The following is a 20,868-nucleotide window of genomic DNA, read 5'->3' as shown; positions in this document are numbered from 1 at the left end:
ATTACGCCTCCATTAACAATAGTTCTGGATCGTTCAATAAACGTTTAATATGATTTAATGCATTTTGTGCTGTTGCACCATCAATCATGCGGTGGTCAAAGCTTAATGATAAAGCTAAAACTGGTGCCGCAACAATCTCACCATTTCTTACGATTGGTTTTTCTGCAATTCGGCCCACGCCCAAGATGGCTACTTCAGGATGATTAATTACTGGAGTGAACCATTGCCCGCCAGCGGAACCGATGTTGGAAATGGTACATGAAGCGCCCTTCATTTCATTAGGTGCAAGCTTACCATCACGGGCTTTTCCAGCTAATTCATTGATTTCATTAGAAATTGAGAAAACGGACTTACGATCTGCATCTTTTACAACTGGTACGAGCAAGCCTTTTTCCGTATCTGCTGCAATTCCAATATTATAATAATGTTTATGAATAATTTCACTAGTTGCATCATCAAGTGAAGTGTTTAGTGCTGGGAACTCTCGTAATGCACTTGTTAATGCTTTGACGATGTATGGTAAGAATGTAAGCTTAATGCCTTTAGCAGCCGCAACTTCTTTAAATTTCTTACGGTGTGTAACAAGTTTGGTTACATCTACTTCATCCATAAGTGTTACGTGAGGTGCAGTGTGCTTGGAATTAACCATAGCCTTAGCAATTGCCTTACGAATACCACTCATTTTCTCACGAGTTTCTGGGTATTCACCTTGAGGAATAGCAGCTGCTGCTTGTGGTGCCTCCACTTTAGCTTGTTCAGTTGCTACAACTGCATCACTAACAGCTTGTGGTACAGGTGCTGCTCCACCGCTTACAAATGCATCGATATCAGTTTTTAGAATACGCCCATGGTTTCCTGTTCCAGGAACTAATTGGATATTAATACCTTTTTCACGAGCATATTTACGAACAGACGGCATTGCAACGATCCGACGACTTGGATCTACCTCAACTTGTGGTGCCACTGCTACCGCTGCAGGTTGAGGTGCGGCATCTTGTTTAACCTCAGGCGCTGGTGCTGCTGGTTTTTCTTCTTGTTTCGGTTCATCAGCATGTTCATCGCCTTTAAATTGAAGGTTCTCGTATCCTGGAGCATCAAAGGTTACCAAGACCTGTCCTACTGTTGCGACAGTTCCTTCTCCCACTAATACTTCAAGTACAGATCCTTCGACTGGGGAAGGGATTTCAACCACAGCTTTATCATTTTGAATCTCGCAAAGTACATCATCTTCTTGAACTTTGTCACCTGGTTTTACAAACCATTTAACAATTTCGCCTTCATGAATACCTTCACCGATGTCAGGCATTTTAAATTGAAATGACACTAGGATTCATCCTCCTAAATTACAAGTATTTTTGAGCAAGTTAACTTTAGTAATTACAGCGTCCAATTAAGAAATTAATTAAAAAGTTAAAACTTTTTTAGCTGTTTCAATTACATCTTTATAATTCGGCAGCCATGCAGCCTCCGCTTGTGGGAATGCAAATACGGTATCTGGAGCGGCAACACGTAATACTGGTGCTTCTAAACTTAAAATAACACGATCATTTATTTCAGCAACGACATTTGCCGCAATACCTGCTTGTTTTTGTGCTTCTTGAACAACAATTGCACGGCCTGTTTTTTCAACTGATGCAACAATCGTTTCAATGTCAATCGGACTTACAGTTCGTAAATCAATTACTTCAGCAGAAAAACCTTCTTTTTCTAACTCTTCTGCAGCCTTTAACGACTCATGAACCATTGCGCCATAAGTAATAATTGATACATCTGTACCTTCACGTTTTACTTCCGCTTTTCCTAGAGGAATTGTATATGACTCTTCAGGAACTTCCTGACGGAAAGAACGGTATAGCTTCATATGTTCAAGGAAAATAACAGGGTCATTATCACGGATTGATGAAATAAGGAGACCTTTTGCATCATAAGGAGTTGACGGAATAACAACCTTTACACCAGGCTGTTGAGCCATTAATCCTTCTAAGCTGTCAGCGTGCATATCTGGTGTATGTACGCCGCCTCCAAATGGCGAGCGAAATGTAATAGGGGCATTAAATTTGCCTCCAGTACGATAACGAAGACGAGCTGCCTGACCAGAAATAGAATCCATTACTTCATATACGAAACCAAAGAATTGGATTTCTGGAACAGGACGGAAGCCTTGTAGACTAAGACCAACCGCTAAACCACCGATACCAGATTCAGCAAGCGGTGTATCAAAAACACGATCTTCGCCAAATTCTGTCTGTAATCCTTCAGTCGCGCGGAAAACCCCACCATTTAAACCAACATCTTCCCCGAAAACTAACACATCCGGATCATTACGTAATTCTGTACGCAATGCATCTGTAATTGCTTGAATCATTGTCATTTGAGCCATGGCTTACTTCGACTCCTTTTCTTTATATATTTCATATTGTTCTTTTAAGTTTTGAGGCATTTCTTCATACATAATAGACATTAAATCAGTAACCTTTTGTTTAGGTGCTGCATCAGCCTTTTTAATTGCTTCTTTAATATCTTCTTTCGCTTGTTCGATTACTTCATTTTCTTTTTCTTCTGTCCATAAACCTTTCTTTTCAAGGAATTTACGGAAACGAACTAATGGATCTTTCTTTTCCCATTCGTTGTCAAGGTCAGCAGTACGATATCGAGTTGGATCGTCACCAGCCATGGTATGAGGACCATATCTGTATGTTAAGGTTTCAATGAAAGTTGGACCTTCACCATTAATTGCACGCTCACGTGCATCACGAGTTGCAGCATATACAGCTAAAGCATCCATACCGTCAACTTGAATACCAGGGATACCTGCAGCAACAGCTTTTTGAGCCAAAGTTTTGGCAGCTGATTGCTTTTCAACAGGAGTTGAAATTGCGAAACGGTTATTTTGAGCAATAAAGATGGCCGGAGCTTTATAGGCGCCTGCAAAATTCATTCCTTCATAGAAATCCCCTTGAGAAGTACCGCCGTCACCTGTATAAGTAATTGCTACAGATTTTGCTCCTCGTTTTTTCATACCAAGCGCTACACCAGCCGTTTGAACATACTGTGCACCGATAATAATTTGCGGGATCGCAATATTAACTCCATCAGGAATTTGTCCGCCTTCAAAGTGACCTCTTGACCATAAAAAGGCTTGGTATAATGGTAAACCATGCCAAATAATTTGTGGAACATCACGATATCCTGGTAAGATAAAATCTTCTTTTTCTAATGCAAACTGTGAAGCTAACTGAGATGCTTCTTGTCCCGCAGTTGGAGCATAGAAACCTAATCTTCCTTGGCGGTTTAAAGAAATAGAGCGCTGGTCAAGAATACGTGAATATACCATACGACGCATTAATTCTTGGAGCTGTTCATCGCTAAGGTCTGGCATTGCCGCCTCGTTTACCACTTCACCAGCTTCATTTAGAATTTGAAGTGTTTGAAATTGTTCTTCGACAACTTCTAGTATTTTCTTCGCATCAAACTTGGCGTTTTGAGTTTTAGAAACCATTTAGGTCACCTCTTCCTTTCAATTCAGGAGCTAAATTTTTTAAAATATTATCCACTAAGTTAGAATACCCAAAAACTAAAGAATAAAAGCCAGATGGTTTCGGACACTGATTTTTTACTTTGCATTGGATAATCCCGTGATATTACATAGAATTTTGGTTTGTTTCGTTCTTAAAACATAGTGCTAAATAGTTTTTCACAGAAAAGATAAGTTAAAACGAATTATCTTTTATCTTACCAATAATATATTCTGTACCACTATTTTATGTAACATCATTGATACAATTAATGAACTCTTTTTCAAGTTTACCTCATTAGTTTTTACACGTCAAATACTATGTTTTAATATTTTTCAACACGAAGGTGTTGCTAAAAAAATCGCAAATTGTTCAACCTGTATCATTCAATCACTTAAATCTGTTATATATTTATTTTCTTTTTTTGAAAGTGTTATAATATAAAAAAAACCGGCATGTTCTGCCGATTTTTAGTATGAAGTAGTATTTATTCACTTGTGTTTAACCCTGCCCGCTTATAAAATGACAACTTTTTATCATTGTATTGTTCTGTTAACAAATTAAATTTTTCATTCGCGTCAGAAATCTTTTTATATGTTTCATTAAGCTTATTCACTTGGGCTTCAAGATCTTCAAGGGGAAGATTTTTATTTTTGAACATCTCATACAATGCTTTATCGTTTTTAAGTGCCTCGTTATATTGGATGTATAACTCATCATGTGCTTTATATCTTTCCATCATAATCTCATATAGTTCATTCGCTATTTTCGTTAAACTGCGATCCTCAAATTTATCCTTTATATTTGCGGCCTTTGTAAATTCTTTCTCCGATTGCTTAATACTGTTCGTTTCTTTTTCCATAAGCTCTTTTCTTTGATCTGCTAATAAAAGTGCCTCATCTGAAAGCTTAACGATTTGATCATATTCTTTCATGCCCAATTTAATAATTTGGTCATAAATTCCTTTTTCTTTTTTTTCAAGCGTTACAAGCGGATTCTGTTGTTCCTCAAATTCTTTTTCCGCCGCTACGACTTTTTCTAGCACAGTATACATTTTTTCTTCAGGTGTTTTTTCTTTCGTACAACCTGCAAAAATAACAACCGAAATGAATATAAATAAAATAAAATTGTACTTTTTCTTAAATGACATGTTTCAACCTCCTGCCTATTCCATAATCTACTATATCGACACTTGGTTTGTTTGACAATATCTAGATGTTAAAAGGTCTGCATTAAAGGACTTTAATCAAATGTTAACTTTTTATTAATTGTCTGATAGACTAATTATTATTATTAATAATTTAGTTAGAGTACAGGAGTGAGTGGAATCATGTTAACGATGGAAGATATCATTCGAGATGGCCATCCTTCTCTTAGAAAAGTGGCTGCAGAAGTATCCATGCCTCCCTCTGAAGAGGATAAACAAATACTAAACAGTTTATTAGAATATGTCATTAATAGCCAAAATCCTGAAATATCTGCACAATACGGACTGCGACCAGGAATTGGTTTAGCTGCTCCGCAAATTAATGTATTAAAACGGATGATTGCGGTGCATCTTAGAGATGACACAGGCACTCTTTATAGTTATGCGTTATTTAATCCAAAAATTATTAGCCATTCTGTTGAAAAGTCCTATTTGCAAGCTGGTGAAGGATGCCTTTCAGTAGATAGAGCGATTCCCGGTTATGTACCGAGATATGCAAGAATCACGTTAAAAGGTACAACACTAAGCGGTGAAGAAGTGAAACTTCGTTTAAAAGGACTTCCTGCTATTTGTTTTCAACATGAAATTGATCATTTAAATGGTGTTATGTTTTATGATTATATTAATCATGAGGATCCATTAAGACCAATCGAAGGTGCGATTGCAATCGAGCGGTAAACTAGACAGTTCAGCAACTTGTTGCTGAATAATTTAAAGAACCGGCCCATGGGTCGGTTCTTTAGCTATATTAACTGTAATTCTTTTAGTCCATTCCAAATACCATCATTAGAAACGTCACTTGTAATCAGATTCGCGAGCTTCTTCGCTTCTGGAACACCATTCCCCATGGCAACGCCTGTACCAACTGCCTTTAACATTTCTAAATCATTTAACCCATCTCCGAATGCGTAGACGTCCTTCAACGCAAATCCTAACCGATCAATCATTTTTTTGATACCTTCAGCTTTTGAACCGCCCTTTGGTAACACATCCACAGAATACGGATGCCATCTAATAAATTCAAATTGGGGGTAGTTTGAAAAGTATAATTTTTCATGTTGATTTTCACAAAAAAGCAAACTCTGATACATCTTTCGATTGATATAAAAGGTGTCATCGTCCTCTGGATGAGGGAAATTTAAGCTTCCCAAACTTTCTTCAATATAAGAATGATGTTTCACACTTGCCTTCATGGTTTTCTCGTTCATAAAAACTAACGGATGCTCATTGGTTTTTGCTTGCTCAAATAACTTTTTTAGCTCCTCTTCATTTAAAGAACTTTCATATATTACTTCGTTTTCAAAGACGACAAATTGACCGTTAAAACTTACATAGGAATCAATCCCAAGTTCCTCACGCAGTCCCTCAAACATAAACGGGGCTCTTCCAGTAGCAATAGCAACAAATACATCATTTTCCTGTAATAAATGAATGGCTTTTTTCGTGCTTTCTGGCAGTTTTTTTTCATGATCAAGCAAGGTACCGTCTATATCAAAAAATACAATTTTCTTCATTTTGTTATGTACTCCTTTTTTAGGATAGCCTTAGAAATGGAAATAAGAGGCCTATGGTATTTATTGTTTACCACACTAAACACTATATTATTAAATGTCAATTTCTAATTGTCAATGTAATTCCATGTTTAACCATGATTGAATCAGCATATTTCTTCATATAATAAAGTAAAAATACTCTTATTTTAAAAAAACTTCAATAATCTGCCATCGCTTACTTTACATTGGACAAGGATCGTATAAAATAAGAGATAAGGAGATGATCCACTATGTTAAAGAAGCTAAGAAAGAAGCTTTTAAAACAGTGGAATGATTTATTACGAAAAAAATCCATTGCTTAAATCCATTGCCTAAATTTTATTTAGGGCCCTTCAAACTTGCGAAGGGCTCCTTCATTATTGTAAATTGTAAAAACAACGATTCTTTTTTACATACTTTTCATGCAAGAGTAATGTTTTCCAAGAAAATAAATGAAAAAGATGAAAATGTTTTATATAATAGAAAAAGTTATGACCCCAGTTAGGAGCGATATTGTAATGATATTTAAAGTATATTACCAAGAAAGCATCACTGAAGTACCTGTTAGAGAAAATACAAAAACCCTTTATATTGAAGGTGATTCGGTAAGAGAGGTCCGCTCAAGAATTGCCGATCGTGGGTATAATGTTGAATCCGTTCAAGAAGTTAAGGGTGCTTATCTTAATTATGAACGTCAAAATGAAGACTATAAAGTATTGGAGAAATGATAATTTATGAAATTTGTTAAGAATGATCAAACTGCAGTTTTTGCCCTGGGTGGATTAGGCGAAATTGGCAAAAACACGTATGCAGTTCAGTTCCAGGATGAAATAATTCTAATTGATGCCGGCATAAAATTTCCTGAGGACGAGCTATTAGGTATTGATTATGTTATTCCGGACTATACCTATTTGGTTAAAAATCAAGATAAGATAAAAGGTTTATTTGTTACACACGGACATGAAGATCACATTGGCGGGATTCCATATTTATTACGCGAAATCAATGTTCCAATTTATGGAGGAAAACTCGCTCTTGGATTAATAAAAAATAAACTTGAAGAACATGGCTTATTAAGAAATGCCAAGCTAATAGACATAAAAGAAGACGATGTGATTAAATTTCGCAAAACTTCGGTTACTTTTTTCCGCACTACTCATAGTATTCCGGATTCTTATGGAATTGTTGTTAAAACACCGCCTGGACAAATTGTCCATACTGGTGATTTTAAATTTGATTTTACCCCTGTTGGTGAACCAGCTAACCTCACTAAAATGGCTGAAATTGGAAAAGAAGGCGTCCTTTGTTTACTTTCAGATAGTACGAATAGTGAGATACCTGAGTTTACCATGTCAGAACGCCGGGTTGGCGACAGCATTAACGATATTTTCCGTAAGGTAGATGGTCGAATCATCTTTGCAACATTTGCATCAAATATCCACAGACTGCAGCAAGTAGTAGAGGCTGCTGTGGTGTACGGAAGAAAAGTAGCCGTTTTTGGCCGGAGTATGGAAGCAGCTATCAATATTGGACTTGAGCTGGGGTATATCAATGCACCTAAAGAGACTTTTATTGAAGCAAATCAAATTAATCGACTGCCAGCTGATAAAGTTACCATCCTTTGTACTGGAAGTCAGGGCGAAGCAATGGCTGCATTATCAAGAATTGCAAATGGTACTCACAGACAAATTCAAATCATTCCTGGAGATACCGTTGTATTTTCATCATCACCCATTCCAGGGAACACAATCAGCGTGAGCAGAACTATTAATATGCTCTACAGAGCAGGCGCTGAGGTCATTCACGGAAAACTTAGTAATATTCATACCTCTGGTCATGGCGGACAAGAAGAACAAAAGCTTATGCTTCGTTTAATTAGACCGAAGTTCTTTATGCCAATTCACGGTGAATATCGCATGCAAAGAATGCACGCCAAGATTGCAGTCGATTGTGGAGTACAAGAAGAAAATTGTTTTATAATGGATAACGGTGAAGTATTAGCACTTTCCGAGGATACTGCACAGGTTGCAGGAAAGATCCCATCCGGTTCAGTTTATATTGACGGCAGTGGTGTAGGCGACATCGGAAATATCGTCTTACGTGACCGTAGAATCCTCTCAGAGGAAGGCTTAGTGGTTGTGGTTGTAAGTATAAATATGAAAGAATTCAAAATTGCATCAGGACCTGATCTAATTTCGCGAGGATTTGTTTATATGAGAGAATCAGGCGATTTAATTAACGATGCACAGAGTCTTATAACTAAACATCTTAATAGGATCATGGAAAGAAAGACAAGCCAATGGTCGGAAATTAAGAACGAAATTACCGATACTTTAGCTCCATTTCTATATGAAAAAACAAAACGTAGACCAATGATTTTACCAATCATTATGGAAGTGTAATGATAAAAAGCTCCAGCGCCTAAGCGCTGGAGCTTTTCTTGTTTGGCTAGCTTCAGCGCCTAGGGTGCTTCCGCTTTTCTTTATTCCAAGGCCTTTTTTTCGAATCGATCGATATCGTGGTCTGTTCCAATCACAATTAACACATCATTATCATGTAATGTTTCTTTTGCCTGCGGAGAAACAATTATTTCTTCGCCTCTTTTTATGGCGACAATATTTAAACCGTATTTTTTGCGAATATCCAAATCCATAATCGTATGACCACTAAGTCTTCGATTTGCAACAATCTCAACAATACTATGTTCATCTGAAAGTTCAAGATAGTCCACCACGTTACTAGACGCCATATTGTTGGCAATTCGTTTTCCCATATCTCTTTCAGGATGAACAACACTGTCTGCCCCAATTTTACGAAGAACTTTTTCATGGTAATCATTTTGAGCCTTAGCGGTAATACGTGCAACTCCTAATTCCTTGAGAATAAGGGTTGTTAGTATACTTGATTGAATATCATCGCCAATAGCTACAATGACATGATCAAAGTTCCGTATCCCTAGGCTTTTTAAGACTGCTTCATCGGTTGTATCACCTACAACCGCATGGGATGCAATCATTGCAAATTCATTTACACGTTCTTCATTTTTGTCAATTGCTAGTACTTCCATCCCCTCATCAGTAAGAGTACGACAAATACTGCCACCGAATCGACCAAGTCCAATGACTGCGAAGCTCTTTTTCATAGAATAACTCCTCTTTTTTAGATCCTTATCTACTATGGTTTCATTTTAGCATTATTCATTAATTTTATATAGCGTAACCCCTTTTTACTCTGATCTGTTTCTGTTTTTCTTCCTTCTATATATGATAACGAAAAGAAAACCTAGTAATAATAGGATAGCTAAGACCGGTAAATTGCCAATGATAAAAACAACTAAACCTGATAGGCCAACTAATAACATATTAATACTTTTCATAAATTGTTTTTTTGTTTTCTCCCAAGTATTTAATTTGTCTTTATCAATAGTCGGAATAACTACCTTTTTTTCGTATAGGGTTATGTTAACTGTGGAAAGGGATGTTTGATTTTCTAAAAACTTCATCTTTCCTTCAATGGATTCAATTTCCTCTTGAACAACCGCTAAATCAGCAGAAATTTTCAATAAATCTTCTGTTTTTACAGCACTTTTCATGAAAGTTGTTAAACGTTCTTCCACTACCCTTTTTGATTTTAATCTTGATTCAAGATCTACATATTCCTCCGTTACATCTTGCCCCGTAATATTCCTTTGCAAAACCTCGGCAGCTTGACTCTCTGCTTCATGTAAAAAGGCCTGGAAGTGCTTTTGTGGTATCCTAATTTTTATGCTTCCACTTACTTGCTCGTTCCCCTCTTTTGACACATTAGATTCTGTTATATAGCCACCATACTTGATCACCTTTTCTTCAAGAGTACGGACCGTTTGATCAAATTCTTTTACACGCAGCTGTAGGTCCGCTTGATAAATGACCATTTGATTTTGGACTTTTATTTTTGCAGGTTCAGCGGTATTTTCTGTCTTCCCTGTTTCACCTGCATAAAAGTCTGCCTGCTCTCCACTTCCTGATTTAGCTGCATCCATAGCCATATCATTACTCTTAGCAGTACTGTCACTTTTTTCTTCACTGCCAGCACTGCAGCCCGAAAGGTAAACTAATAAAATAATGAAAAAAATTGGAAACCTTCGTTTTAGCTTTTTCAACTTTAGACACCCCTTTTTTCTTTCATAATCATGGCCATAATAAATGCATATTTATTAATACCGACGATAAAAAAGAGGCAAGGTTACAACCTATAAAAAAAAGCGGTCCATTGATAACAACGGACAGCTTTTTGAATGGTAATTATTCTGTTTTTTCTAACTCATCCAATACACGGTTTACACGTTTCTCAAGCATCTTCATACCGCTTCCGCCTGCTTGGAAGTGACGCAGCTTACCTTCACGGTCAAAAACATAATAGGCTGGAACATATTGATTTTCGAAAGCCTCAGTTAACTTGTGTTCACTGTCCACAAAAATTGGTTGATTAATACCATGTTCAGCTGCCACTTGTTTAATTTCCTCTAAATTTAGATCGTTTTCAGAACGCGGCATATGAACGGCAATCACATTTAATTTGTCCTTAAAATCATCACGGAATTGGTTGACCTGAGGCATGGCTTCTTTACAAAGATGGCAGCTGATCGACCAAAAATGGATCAAGGTTGGTTTTTCACCGATTAGGTCGGCTTTGGTAACTTCACCATTTAACCATTCAGTAGCCCCAGTTAATTCTGGCATTTGTTCACGTAATTTCATGCGGTATTCCTCCTATTAAAAAGACCTAACACTATAATAGGTTAGGTCTATCTTTTTTCTACAAATTATACGTTCAATGTAGCTTGTCCAGGTTTCCAGTTTGCTGGGCAAAGTCCGCCAGTTTGTAATGCCTGAAGAACACGTAGAGTTTCATCCACGTCACGGCCAATATTGTTGTGGTTAACAACAGAGTACATTAATTCACCTTCTGGGCTGATGATGAATAATCCACGTAACGCGATACCTTCTTCTTCAATTAGAACACCATAGTCACGAGCAATTACATGGTTAGTATCAGCAGCTAATGCGTAATTTAAATCACCAAGACCATTTTCTTTACGGTCTGTTTTGATCCAAGCAAGGTGAGTGTGAATCGTATCTGTGGATGCACCGATGACAACTGCATCTAAATCATCAAACTCTTCATAGCGATCTGATAATGCTGTGATTTCAGTTGGACAAACAAATGTAAAGTCCATTGGATAGAAGAATAATACAGTCCACTTATCGTTTTTCATGTTTTCTTCTAGACTAACTTTACCGAATTCTTTGTTTGGTAATACTGCATCCATTTCAAAGCGCGGTGCTTGTTTACCTACCATGCGTTCTGGCATTCTAAATCCCTCCAAATATAAATTAAAATGAGTTTTTATAGCAATTCTCATTTGCTATCCTTTTTCACAATACTAATTATAGGACACATCTTATTTTGAGTCAATATTAAATTATAATTAATTTAAATAAGTAATAATTATTAATTATAACCTTATTTCCCCTTCATAAGTTTTCCCCAATCGTTTGAGAATAAACGACGATATGTAACAATTTCCCTTTAAAATCTCTTTAATTTTATCATGTTTGCGAATTAGAATAAAATAAATTGCCTACTTATCTATTTCCAAGTATAGCGAAATAAGAAGTCATTACTTTGATGGCAACGTCAATCGCCTCTTCATGCGGATTTAACTTTGCATGATGTAAACCATATGGCGATTCCACACCCAGCCAAAACATGAGCCCAGGAATTTCTTTAAGCATATAACCAAAGTCTTCTCCAGTCATTGCTTCCTTGCACTCGATGACATCCACATCAGTTTCTTCATGAATATATTTCATAAAATCTCTTGTGATTGTCTCAGTATTATATACTTGGTGATACATTGAACCATAATCGATGACTGCTTCACATTCAAATCCAGCCTCGATTCCTTTAACAAGTGCTTCAATGCGATGTTTAACCTTTTTCATCGATTCTGCCGAAAGCGTTCTAATCGTTCCTTCAAGTCTTGCTTTTTCAGCAATAATATTTTGAACTGTCCCACCAGTTATCTTTCCGATGGTAATAACTGCACTATCTAACGGATCCACATTCCTCGAAACAATTGTTTGTAATTGATTGACTAATGTACAGGCCGCCACCACCATATCATTCGTTTCGTGCGGTCTTGCTGCGTGCCCTCCTTTGCCCTTTAAGTCAATAAACAATTCAGAGGTATTCGCAAATAATAATCCTTCTTTCACTGCTATTGATCCAACAGGATACTCTGGTGCAATATGTAAGGCAAAAATAAAATCAGGCTTCCATTCTAGCATTTCTTCTGATTTCAGCATTGGCTCCGCTCCGCCAGGTCCTTCCTCGGCCGGTTGGAATACAAATAAAAGGTCATCGCTTATTGGATTTTCTGTAAAATATGTCAGAACCCCCAAAGCAATACTCATATGAAAATCATGACCACAGGCATGCATCTTGTCATTATGTGTAGATGAAAAAGGCAAGCCGGTATCTTCGCTTACAGGTAATCCATCAATGTCTGTTCTATAACCAATTGTTTTTTGAGGATTTAAACCGTGAACCTTTACAAACAAACCAGTCTTCCATTTCTTTATTGTCATTCGCTCTTGTGATAAAGACTCAAGATAATTTAATAGGTATGCTTGTGTTTTAAACTCTTGGAATCCCAGTTCTGGAATTTGGTGAAGATCACGGCGGATTTTGATAAAGTGATTCATTTATTACCTTTCCTCTCCTATAAAAGAAGCGTGGAAAGAATCCACGCTTTTTTTACTATTGGATTCTTATAACTGACGAAGTTCTTGCATAATTTCTGTTTTCGATTTTGTTTTTTCATCGATATCTTTTATTTTCCTAGCTGGCATCCCTGCAACGACTGTATATGGTGCGACATCTTGAGTGACTACCGCCCCTGCAGCAACTACAGAGCCTTGTCCAACTGTTACGCCTTCAAGGACAACGGCATTTGCTCCAATAAGTACATCATCTTCAATGACGACTGGCTTAGCAGATGGTGGTTCGATTACTCCTGCTAAAACTGTTCCCGCTCCAATATGACAATTCTTTCCTACAGTTGCTCTACCGCCAAGGACAACACCCATGTCTATCATGGATTTTTCACCGATAACTGCACCAATATTGATAACAGCCCCCATCATAATAACGGCATTATCCCCAATTTCCACTTGATCACGAATAACGACTCCTGGCTCAATTCGTGCATTAATATGCTTCGTATCTAATAATGGGATTGCTGAATTACGACGGTCATTTTCAACCACATAATCTTCAATGTTCCCTTTATTCGTTTCTAATACTTCATTAATTTCAGACCATTCACCGAAAAGAACACCCGTTTTTCCATTAATAAAAGTTTTTGTACTATTTCCAAAATCAATTCCCTCTAATTCACCTTTTACATAAACCTTAACCGGCGTAGATTTTTTACTATTTTGAATAAAAGAAATAATTTCATTTGCATCCATCATTTTCATAAATAAGCCCCCTATTGTTGTCGTTACTAAAGGCTATTTTCGCATAGATTGTTGTTTTTCGTATAAGTACATCAACCCGTAAAACTAAATAAGTCGTGGCATCTTTTCGTAAGAACATTTGCGAAAATTGCCTAGATACTTAGTGAATCCACCATTATTAAGTTCCAAAAGCAACAAAGTTTACGAAAAGAGCCGTTACTAAAAAATACTTTATCAAACAAAAGAAATGAAAACAAGAAAAACCACCTTATTCTTCTGAAGATTCCGCGATATAATCCTTAATTAATTCGACAAACGCTTTAACCTGCTTAAGTTGAAAAGCAGACTCATATCCTAGAAGCCAGGTATCTCGTTTTAAGGGGTGATTATTTTCATCAACAAGTGGTATTTTGAAGATATCCCTATCCGTTTTAGTTAATGTTATCGCTGGCAAGATCGCATAACCAATACCATTAAAGGCCATCTGTTTACAGGTTTCAATTTGGTCTACAACTACTGTCCTCTTGGGTGAAGTCTTAAAATTACGCATCCACCAATCTTGAATTTCTTGGTAATAATTCGAATCACTTTTAAATTGAATAAACGGCCGGTCGGTATGTAACACTTGTTCAGGACTGGTAATTTCCCGATCAACTAAATAAAGAGGATCATTAAAAAGGTGGACCTTGACGCCTTTCCAATCTGGCGTTCCACGAATAATCCCTATATGAACCTGATCATCATACAAGGATTTTAAAATTTCGCTGCTCCATCCAGTCACTAATGAAATTTTGGCTTGAGGATACCTATCGATAAATTTCTTTAAAACCTGTGGAAGCCAGTTTTGCCCTACAATTGAAGCAACTGCAATCTTTAACGTTCCAGACACCCCTGATTGGAGGGAATGAATGGTTTCACGCACCTTTTCTTGCTTTGATAGCACATCATCGACAAATTGGATTACATGTTCACCAGCGGGGGTTAGCGCTAAACCTCTTTGCGAACGGATAAATAGCTTTGTTCCCCAATCTTTTTCTATCGTTTGCAATCGTTGCGATAGGGCTGGCTGTGAAACAAATAGCCGTTCTGACGCCTTTCGCATATTCATTTCCTGAGCTAAAACAGATAATAACTGAAATTCAGACAATGAGGACACCTTGATCACTCCTTAAAAAAGGCCCTGTGAATGTTACACAGAGCTATCGTTCTTTTTCGGTATAAAAAATATTAAAAGTAAACTTATCATGGCAAACGCAAGAACAACAAAATATACAAAGTGCAGAGAATGAGTTAATCCATTCTGTAAGAAACTTCGAACTGATTCTGAGAGATTATCTCTTTCATTCGATTTTAATAGTAAATTGACATCATCCACTGAGAAGGTATGATTTTTTTGGCTGAAATAATGACTCAACCGATTATTAAGGATACCACCTAGCAACGCTGCTCCGATTGTATTTCCAAGATTTCGCATAAACATATTAGAAGCGGTTGCGATCCCTCTTTGTTCCCAACCGACAGTACTTTGAATCGAGACAATAAAGGCCGTTGATGTTAAGCCCATTCCAAACCCTATGAAAAAAGAGCCCACTGCAGCCCACAATGGCCCAGAGGAAGCTGACATCGTCACAAAGGCGATACTTCCGATGATTAAGGACACTCCACCGATAATAGACGTTTTCCGGTACCCAATGGTAATCAACCACCGTCCGGCAAGTGTAGAGGCTATTGGCCAGCCTATTGACATCGTTGTTAATGTAAATCCTGCGACGATTGGAGATTGTTCCATAACACCTTGTACAAATGTTGGTAAAAAGCTCGAGATCCCAATTAACATGATTCCGGTTGTAAGCGAAGTAGTGTTGGCAATAAGAATGGAACGTTCTTTCCAAATTGTAAAGGGCATAACAGGCTCTTTAGCGCGACCTTCTTGAAACACAAACCCAATTAACGTTGCAGCACTCACTACAAATAAACTTAATGACTGCCAAGAGCCCCAAGCAAAGCGGCTACCACCTTCAACAAGAATAAACATTAACGATGATATCGCGACCGTTAACAAAACAGCGCCAAGGTAATCTATCTCATGTTTTTTCCTGTTGATATTTTCATGTAAGAACATCCAAAGTCCCACTAAAGAGAGTATCCCAAGCGGAATGTTAATCCAGAAAACGTAATGCCAACTTACATATTGGACAAGTAACCCTCCAATTGCTGGTCCTGTTATTGCTGAAATGCCCCAAACACTAGAGAGGTACCCCTGAATTTTAGCCCTTTCTTCAGCGGTGTAGATATCGCCAATGATAGTTGTCGCTATCGGTGTAACAGCCCCAGCACCAAACCCTTGAATCAAGCGAAAAATAATCAGCATTTTCATGGAAGTAGCAAACCCACAGAGTATCGATCCGATTAAAAAGAAAATAATACCGATGGTTAGAATTGGTTTTCGGCCGAATAGGTCCGATAATTTCCCATAGATAAGAACGGTTACAGAGTTCATTAATAAGTATGCAGAAAATACCCAGCTATAAAGGGTAAAACCGCCCAGGTCTGCAACAATTGCCGGCATTGCCGTTGAAACAATCGTAGCTTCAATTGCGCCCATAAACATCGCTAACATCACTGTTGCTAATACTAGTGGTTTTTTTGTTTGCTTTTGTTGTGCACTTTCTTTGGGTATCTTACCATTAGCAATACTCATATTTACACCTCAAAATTAAAAAAATCAAGCTCCCTACTTGGGAGCCATAAGCATCATTTTTCACTGTTTTGAAATTTATTAATTATCTTATTTAATCGATTTAATAATGTACTTCTAGGTAAAATTCCTTCAAAGTAACCATTTTCCGTCTCAACACATAAAAAAGGTTCATTAACAAGTAATTCAAGGCATGTTTTTATCGAAGCCGAAATTTTCACTCGTGGAACCGAACTTTTCATAACCTCTTCTACACGTTTTTTCTCAAGTTGTTCAAACTCAATTCTTTCAAGGCCTAGAATAGAATCCATAATAATCGGCGTACTTATTAACCCGTGAAGTTTGTAATGAGGATCTAACACAGGTATTGCTGTATAACCGCTTTTTGTTAAAACTAATAAGGCATGTTCGAGATTATTCCCAATTTGCACATGGGCTACCCGTTCAGATGGGATCATTAATTCTTTTATCGTTAATTTTAAAAATTCATTGTTAGGAAGACTGATCATCGCCGTAACTCCTCAAATTTGTTTTTCTACAGTTACATTCTACCATAGTATTCGGGAGTCTGTGCTAATTTTGGTAACGAATCTGTTGAACCGTTTTGCATCCTCCACTACTCTTCCTGACATGAAAAAGAAAGGAACCCTAAAGGTCCCTTATTGAATCAAATCAAAAATTTCAATTGTAATCATATCGATGTTGTCAAATTGATAACGCTTTGGTTTTTCCTTATCATTATATACTTCTAATTCAAATGTCTCCGTTTTAGGATGAAATGTTACTTGGCACTTTCGATCACCATTTACCTCGAAATAACGTTGTGCTGGTTCACCACTATTTGCTGTTTCCTGAAGATTTTTTAATCTTGATAATATACCTTGAAGCTGTGACATAAACTCCGTCTCCTTTCAAACCCAAACAAACATCTATAATTATATTTCTCAATTAGCATTTTTCTATCCGAATGGATGACTTTCATAATTTTCCAACCCGTTTTTAGATATGCCAATATTAAAAGAATAAAATAACGGTGCTCATTTGTCCAAGTAAAAATAAAAAAATAGGAAATTTTTTATTACTCGAATGAAATTAGAAGTGATAAATAGTGTTTTTTGTCCTGTTAAAGTAATTGGTCATTTTGGAATAAGTATTGATAGGCAATATCAATAAACAAATAATCATCGCCATTCATAGGAAAAGAAAAAGTACGTATGGTTTCCCCAGTTTCTATATCAGAATATAGGTCAGATAAGATTCCTTTCCGTTCATTTCTCATTTTGATAATATTTTCTAAAAAATATGGCCGCCAGCTCCAATTTTTTTGAATGTATTCGGATTGAGTAATCCAACCGTCTTTCCCTTTGAAAATATTAACAGATTTCTGAAAGCCATCCTCATCACATACATACATCCGAAAGGCAATCTGATCCAATTCTTTTATCAAGGCCTGAAAAAGGGTTTGAAATGTTCCATTCCTATTTTTCATGACAATTTCTTGGACTTTGGCCTGAAAAGTTTCTGCCGTTGTATATACCGCCTCTAATTTCTTTTTTTCATAGGAGATAAAATCATGAAACTTTTCTTTTAAGCGATCTTTTAGAGAATCACGTTGAATAAATTCAGGTGAGGGTGAATGTAAATAATATCCTTGATAATAGCGACCGCCGTTTTTCCACGCAAACTGCAGTTGGTAACTCATTTCAATATTTTCAAACAAAAGAGTTGCTCCTATTTTCCTGGCCAAAAGGGACAACGTAAACAACACATCATGGAAATTTATTCCAGTCGATGTAGATTTTAAAGCTTGTAAATTAATTTTCAATATATCAGGTTCAAGTTGTCCAATCCGTTCAAAATAATGACTTTCACTATCAATTCTTGCAATTGCTATTTTAATCCCGTAGGTCCGATAATATTGCAATAAGTGATCAAATTGATCTAGATCCCCTGTATAATTTCGATCAGATATTTCTAGAACAATACGACTTAGCTTCAAACCTTTTTTTTCAAATGCAAGGAGTTCTTGTAAAAAAGGTTCGCCATGTCCGTACATTAATAAATCAGCATGTCGATTCAAAAAAATACTTACATCTTCATCTAGGGTTAGTGCTTTTTCAAGCGCCATGTTAACTAATAACAAATCCACTTCAAATTTATATTCATCCGGAATTTGATCGTCCTGAAAAAAGGACCCTAAACTAATGATATTTCCTTCGGATTTATATCTCCCTAATACCTCATAGGCAATTACAATTTGTTCATCGGCACTAAAAATCGGTTGAAAATAGGGAAATACATTTTCAAGATCCGATAGTATTTCCAATGCATCCATCCAAGTACCTCCAAAAAAATTTTTTTCATTATACCATACGCTTATGTACGGATTATCGTTCTTTTCCAAAAGGATACCATTATAACCGCTTAGAAACAATCATATCCTATACCCAAGTTGTTTTTTAAGGAGGATATGTTTTGAAAAGACTTTGTTTATTAACCATGATCCTTCCCATGTTTGGATGCAGTCACTTTGATGCTGATACAAACGCAAACATCGAAAAAAAACAGCCTCTTTCTTCGGTATCAGTGGAAGATAAAACATCAAATTCATCATCAGTGGATATTAAAAGAACACAATACAAATTAAACGATCTTAATGAGCAGATGATAAATGTTAAAAATACTGTGAATAAAACTCAGACGGTTACTAAGCCCCAAAAGAAAAAAGATTCAGCCATGCTGAATGTAGTATTAATAAAGCAAAATCCTGAATTAAGATATGGTTGCGAGGTAACAAGCCTTGCAATGGTATTAAATTTTGCAGGAGTAAAAACAAACAAATTGGACCTTTACCGCTCTGTTCGGAAGGATTCCGACCCATTAATTAAATCGCCAAAGGGTGATATTTTACGTTGGGGAAACCCAGCTGATGGCTTTGTAGGGGATATGACCGGTAGAAGAGCAGGGTATGCTGTATTTGATAAACCCATGATTGCCTTAATCAATCAAAAGCTCCCTGGAAGAGCAGTTAATTTAACCAACAAGCCCTTTGATCAAGTATTAGAGCATGTCTCAACTGGATATCCTGTAGTGGTTTGGACAACCGGAGATTACCGGCTTCCCGATCGCTGGGAGGGGTGGTACCACGGAAACCAATATATTAAAACACCTCTAGATTTGCATGCCGTCGTCTTAGTTGGTTATGACAACAGATATGTCTACTTAAATGACCCACTATCTGGAAGAAAACAAGTAAGAGTAACTAAACAACAATTTATCTCGTCCTGGAAAGCATTAAAATGCCGGGCAGTTAGTTATCATTAGGGAAAGCAGCCAAATCTTTGGCTGCTTTTTAGAATGTTTTAATTTTTTTTGAATAAACACATACAAAGGACCTTTTCACTTGCATTATCTACCGTTTTTAATGAAAATACAGAATGACTCTACTTTTTTTAGAACGTAAATAAATGATAGGCTGGTAGAAAAATGGTTAAAAAACAAACGAGGAGAACGTTTCTAAAGCGATCATTGGGCTCGATTCTTACTATGCTTGGATTAAGTTCTGGAGGCTTTCTATATGCCAATCGGATTGAGCCGACATTACTCGATATTCAAGAACTACAAATAACACATCCACTCATCCCTGACAGCTTTAATGACATAAAAATAGTTCAATTTAGTGATACTCACCTTGGTTTTCAATATACTCTTCATCAATTTAATAAATTAGTTAAAAAAATTAATAGTCTTCAGCCAGACATTATTTTATTTACTGGTGATTTAATAGACAAGCCCAATCAATATTCTGAAATTAATAAATTGATACCCATTTTAAAAAAATTACATGCTCCACTTGGGAAGTATTGCATCTTCGGAAATCATGATCATGGCGGGTATGGTTCAGATATTTACAGAAATATTATGGAAACCACAGATTTTACCGTACTTTTGAATGAATCAGTACCGGTCAAACTCAGTGATGGAAGCTTTATCTATTTGCTCGGAATTGATGATGCGATGTTAGGGAATCCCAATTTGCCATTGACTTTAAAAAATGTGCCTAAAAATTCCTTTAAAATATTATTATCGCATGCCCCTGATCTTGCAGAAAATGCGTCACAATATCCAATTCAATGGCAGCTCAGCGGCCATAGTCACGGAGGACAGATAAAAATTCCATTTTTCGGGGCACTTGTGACTCCTCCATTCGGCCAATTATACCCAGAGGGTCTCTATTCAGTCGGGAATGAATCGCCACTATCACTTTATGTCAACAGAGGAATTGGAACCACACGTCTCCCCTTTCGTTTTTTGTCAAAACCTGAGTTAACAATCTTTACACTTAAACCAGAAAAGTAAGCAAAGAAAAAACTCCTTTCATTTTCGATAAGGAGTTTTTTCTTTCAGGATA

The 20,868-nt window shown here is 36.7% G+C and carries 21 protein-coding genes; 5 read left to right on the top strand and 16 right to left on the bottom strand.

What is annotated here, in order from left to right; all coding sequences use genetic code 11:
• Position 1: 1 nt before the first annotated feature.
• From ACJ004_RS01855 to ACJ004_RS01840, 4 genes are all read right to left on the bottom strand, one after another.
• Positions 2-1,324, bottom strand: coding sequence for a dihydrolipoamide acetyltransferase family protein (locus ACJ004_RS01855; RefSeq protein ID WP_410890848.1), 1,323 nt, complete (start codon positions 1,322-1,324; stop codon positions 2-4).
• Positions 1,325-1,402: 78 nt separating this feature from the next.
• A complete protein-coding gene (locus tag ACJ004_RS01850) occupies positions 1,403-2,380 on the bottom strand; it encodes an alpha-ketoacid dehydrogenase subunit beta (RefSeq protein ID WP_410890847.1) in 978 nt (325 codons plus the stop codon).
• Positions 2,381-2,383: 3 nt separating this feature from the next.
• Positions 2,384-3,499 (bottom strand): pyruvate dehydrogenase (acetyl-transferring) E1 component subunit alpha, encoded by a 1,116-nt coding sequence (pdhA, locus tag ACJ004_RS01845; protein WP_410890846.1) that lies wholly within the window; start codon positions 3,497-3,499, stop codon positions 2,384-2,386.
• A 503-nt stretch (positions 3,500-4,002) separates the two neighbouring features.
• Positions 4,003-4,665, bottom strand: coding sequence for a YkyA family protein (locus tag ACJ004_RS01840; protein WP_410890845.1), 663 nt, complete (start codon positions 4,663-4,665; stop codon positions 4,003-4,005).
• Between the two features lie 180 nt (positions 4,666-4,845).
• Between ACJ004_RS01840 and def the strand changes: the two genes are divergently transcribed.
• Positions 4,846-5,400 (top strand): peptide deformylase, encoded by a 555-nt coding sequence (def, locus tag ACJ004_RS01835; RefSeq protein ID WP_410890844.1) that lies wholly within the window; start codon positions 4,846-4,848, stop codon positions 5,398-5,400.
• Positions 5,401-5,465: 65 nt separating this feature from the next.
• On the opposite strand, the gene ACJ004_RS01830 is transcribed toward def, so the two are convergent.
• Positions 5,466-6,236 (bottom strand): Cof-type HAD-IIB family hydrolase, encoded by a 771-nt coding sequence (locus tag ACJ004_RS01830; RefSeq protein WP_410890843.1) that lies wholly within the window; start codon positions 6,234-6,236, stop codon positions 5,466-5,468.
• A gap of 536 nt (positions 6,237-6,772) precedes the next feature.
• On the opposite strand from ACJ004_RS01830, the gene ACJ004_RS01825 reads away from it, so the two are divergent.
• Positions 6,773-6,982, top strand: a complete 210-nt coding sequence (locus ACJ004_RS01825; protein WP_410890842.1) for a DNA-dependent RNA polymerase subunit epsilon — start codon at positions 6,773-6,775, stop codon at positions 6,980-6,982.
• A gap of 6 nt (positions 6,983-6,988) precedes the next feature.
• Entirely contained in the window at positions 6,989-8,656 is a 1,668-nt protein-coding gene (gene rnjA, locus ACJ004_RS01820; RefSeq protein WP_410890841.1) for a ribonuclease J1, read from the top strand.
• A gap of 80 nt (positions 8,657-8,736) precedes the next feature.
• On the opposite strand, the gene ACJ004_RS01815 is transcribed toward rnjA, so the two are convergent.
• The 11 genes from ACJ004_RS01815 to ACJ004_RS01765 form a co-directional block, all read right to left on the bottom strand.
• The gene (locus tag ACJ004_RS01815) at positions 8,737-9,396 is read right to left on the bottom strand and encodes a potassium channel family protein (RefSeq protein ID WP_410890840.1); all 660 of its coding nucleotides are present in this window, start codon (positions 9,394-9,396) and stop codon (positions 8,737-8,739) included.
• Between the two features lie 84 nt (positions 9,397-9,480).
• Positions 9,481-10,395 (bottom strand): DUF4349 domain-containing protein, encoded by a 915-nt coding sequence (locus ACJ004_RS01810; protein WP_410890839.1) that lies wholly within the window; start codon positions 10,393-10,395, stop codon positions 9,481-9,483.
• A gap of 142 nt (positions 10,396-10,537) precedes the next feature.
• Positions 10,538-10,993 carry a TlpA family protein disulfide reductase gene (locus ACJ004_RS01805; protein ID WP_410890838.1) on the bottom strand — a complete coding sequence of 152 codons (456 nt, stop codon included), beginning with the start codon at positions 10,991-10,993 and terminating at the stop codon, positions 10,538-10,540.
• A 65-nt stretch (positions 10,994-11,058) separates the two neighbouring features.
• Positions 11,059-11,607, bottom strand: a complete 549-nt coding sequence (locus ACJ004_RS01800; protein ID WP_410890837.1) for a peroxiredoxin — start codon at positions 11,605-11,607, stop codon at positions 11,059-11,061.
• A 274-nt stretch (positions 11,608-11,881) separates the two neighbouring features.
• The gene (locus tag ACJ004_RS01795; RefSeq protein ID WP_410890836.1) at positions 11,882-13,003 is read right to left on the bottom strand and encodes an N-acetyldiaminopimelate deacetylase; all 1,122 of its coding nucleotides are present in this window, start codon (positions 13,001-13,003) and stop codon (positions 11,882-11,884) included.
• A 66-nt stretch (positions 13,004-13,069) separates the two neighbouring features.
• Complete coding sequence (gene dapD / locus ACJ004_RS01790) at positions 13,070-13,780, bottom strand: 2,3,4,5-tetrahydropyridine-2,6-dicarboxylate N-acetyltransferase (RefSeq protein ID WP_410890835.1); 711 nt, start codon at positions 13,778-13,780, stop codon at positions 13,070-13,072.
• 247 nt (positions 13,781-14,027) lie between these two features.
• Positions 14,028-14,915, bottom strand: coding sequence for a transcriptional regulator CcpC (gene ccpC, locus ACJ004_RS01785; RefSeq protein WP_410890834.1), 888 nt, complete (start codon positions 14,913-14,915; stop codon positions 14,028-14,030).
• Between the two features lie 33 nt (positions 14,916-14,948).
• Entirely contained in the window at positions 14,949-16,460 is a 1,512-nt protein-coding gene (locus ACJ004_RS01780; protein WP_410890833.1) for an MDR family MFS transporter, read from the bottom strand.
• A gap of 53 nt (positions 16,461-16,513) precedes the next feature.
• The gene (gene cbpB / locus ACJ004_RS01775; protein ID WP_410890832.1) at positions 16,514-16,966 is read right to left on the bottom strand and encodes a cyclic-di-AMP-binding protein CbpB; all 453 of its coding nucleotides are present in this window, start codon (positions 16,964-16,966) and stop codon (positions 16,514-16,516) included.
• 150 nt (positions 16,967-17,116) lie between these two features.
• Positions 17,117-17,353, bottom strand: coding sequence for a YkuJ family protein (locus tag ACJ004_RS01770; RefSeq protein WP_410890831.1), 237 nt, complete (start codon positions 17,351-17,353; stop codon positions 17,117-17,119).
• Positions 17,354-17,580: 227 nt separating this feature from the next.
• Positions 17,581-18,792, bottom strand: coding sequence for an EAL domain-containing protein (locus tag ACJ004_RS01765; RefSeq protein ID WP_410890830.1), 1,212 nt, complete (start codon positions 18,790-18,792; stop codon positions 17,581-17,583).
• Between the two features lie 140 nt (positions 18,793-18,932).
• Here ACJ004_RS01765 and ACJ004_RS01760 point away from each other — a divergent pair, with 140 nt between their 5' ends.
• Positions 18,933-19,781, top strand: a complete 849-nt coding sequence (locus ACJ004_RS01760; protein WP_410890829.1) for a C39 family peptidase — start codon at positions 18,933-18,935, stop codon at positions 19,779-19,781.
• A gap of 162 nt (positions 19,782-19,943) precedes the next feature.
• Positions 19,944-20,816, top strand: a complete 873-nt coding sequence (locus ACJ004_RS01755; RefSeq protein ID WP_410890828.1) for a metallophosphoesterase — start codon at positions 19,944-19,946, stop codon at positions 20,814-20,816.
• The last annotated feature ends 52 nt before the right edge of the window (positions 20,817-20,868 follow it).

This window comes from Neobacillus sp. 204 (assembly GCF_046562815.1).
Classification (GTDB): Bacteria; Bacillota; Bacilli; order Bacillales; family Cytobacillaceae; genus Neobacillus.
The sequence above is the reverse complement of the archived record's forward strand: the minus strand, read 5'-3'. Positions and strand labels throughout refer to the sequence as shown.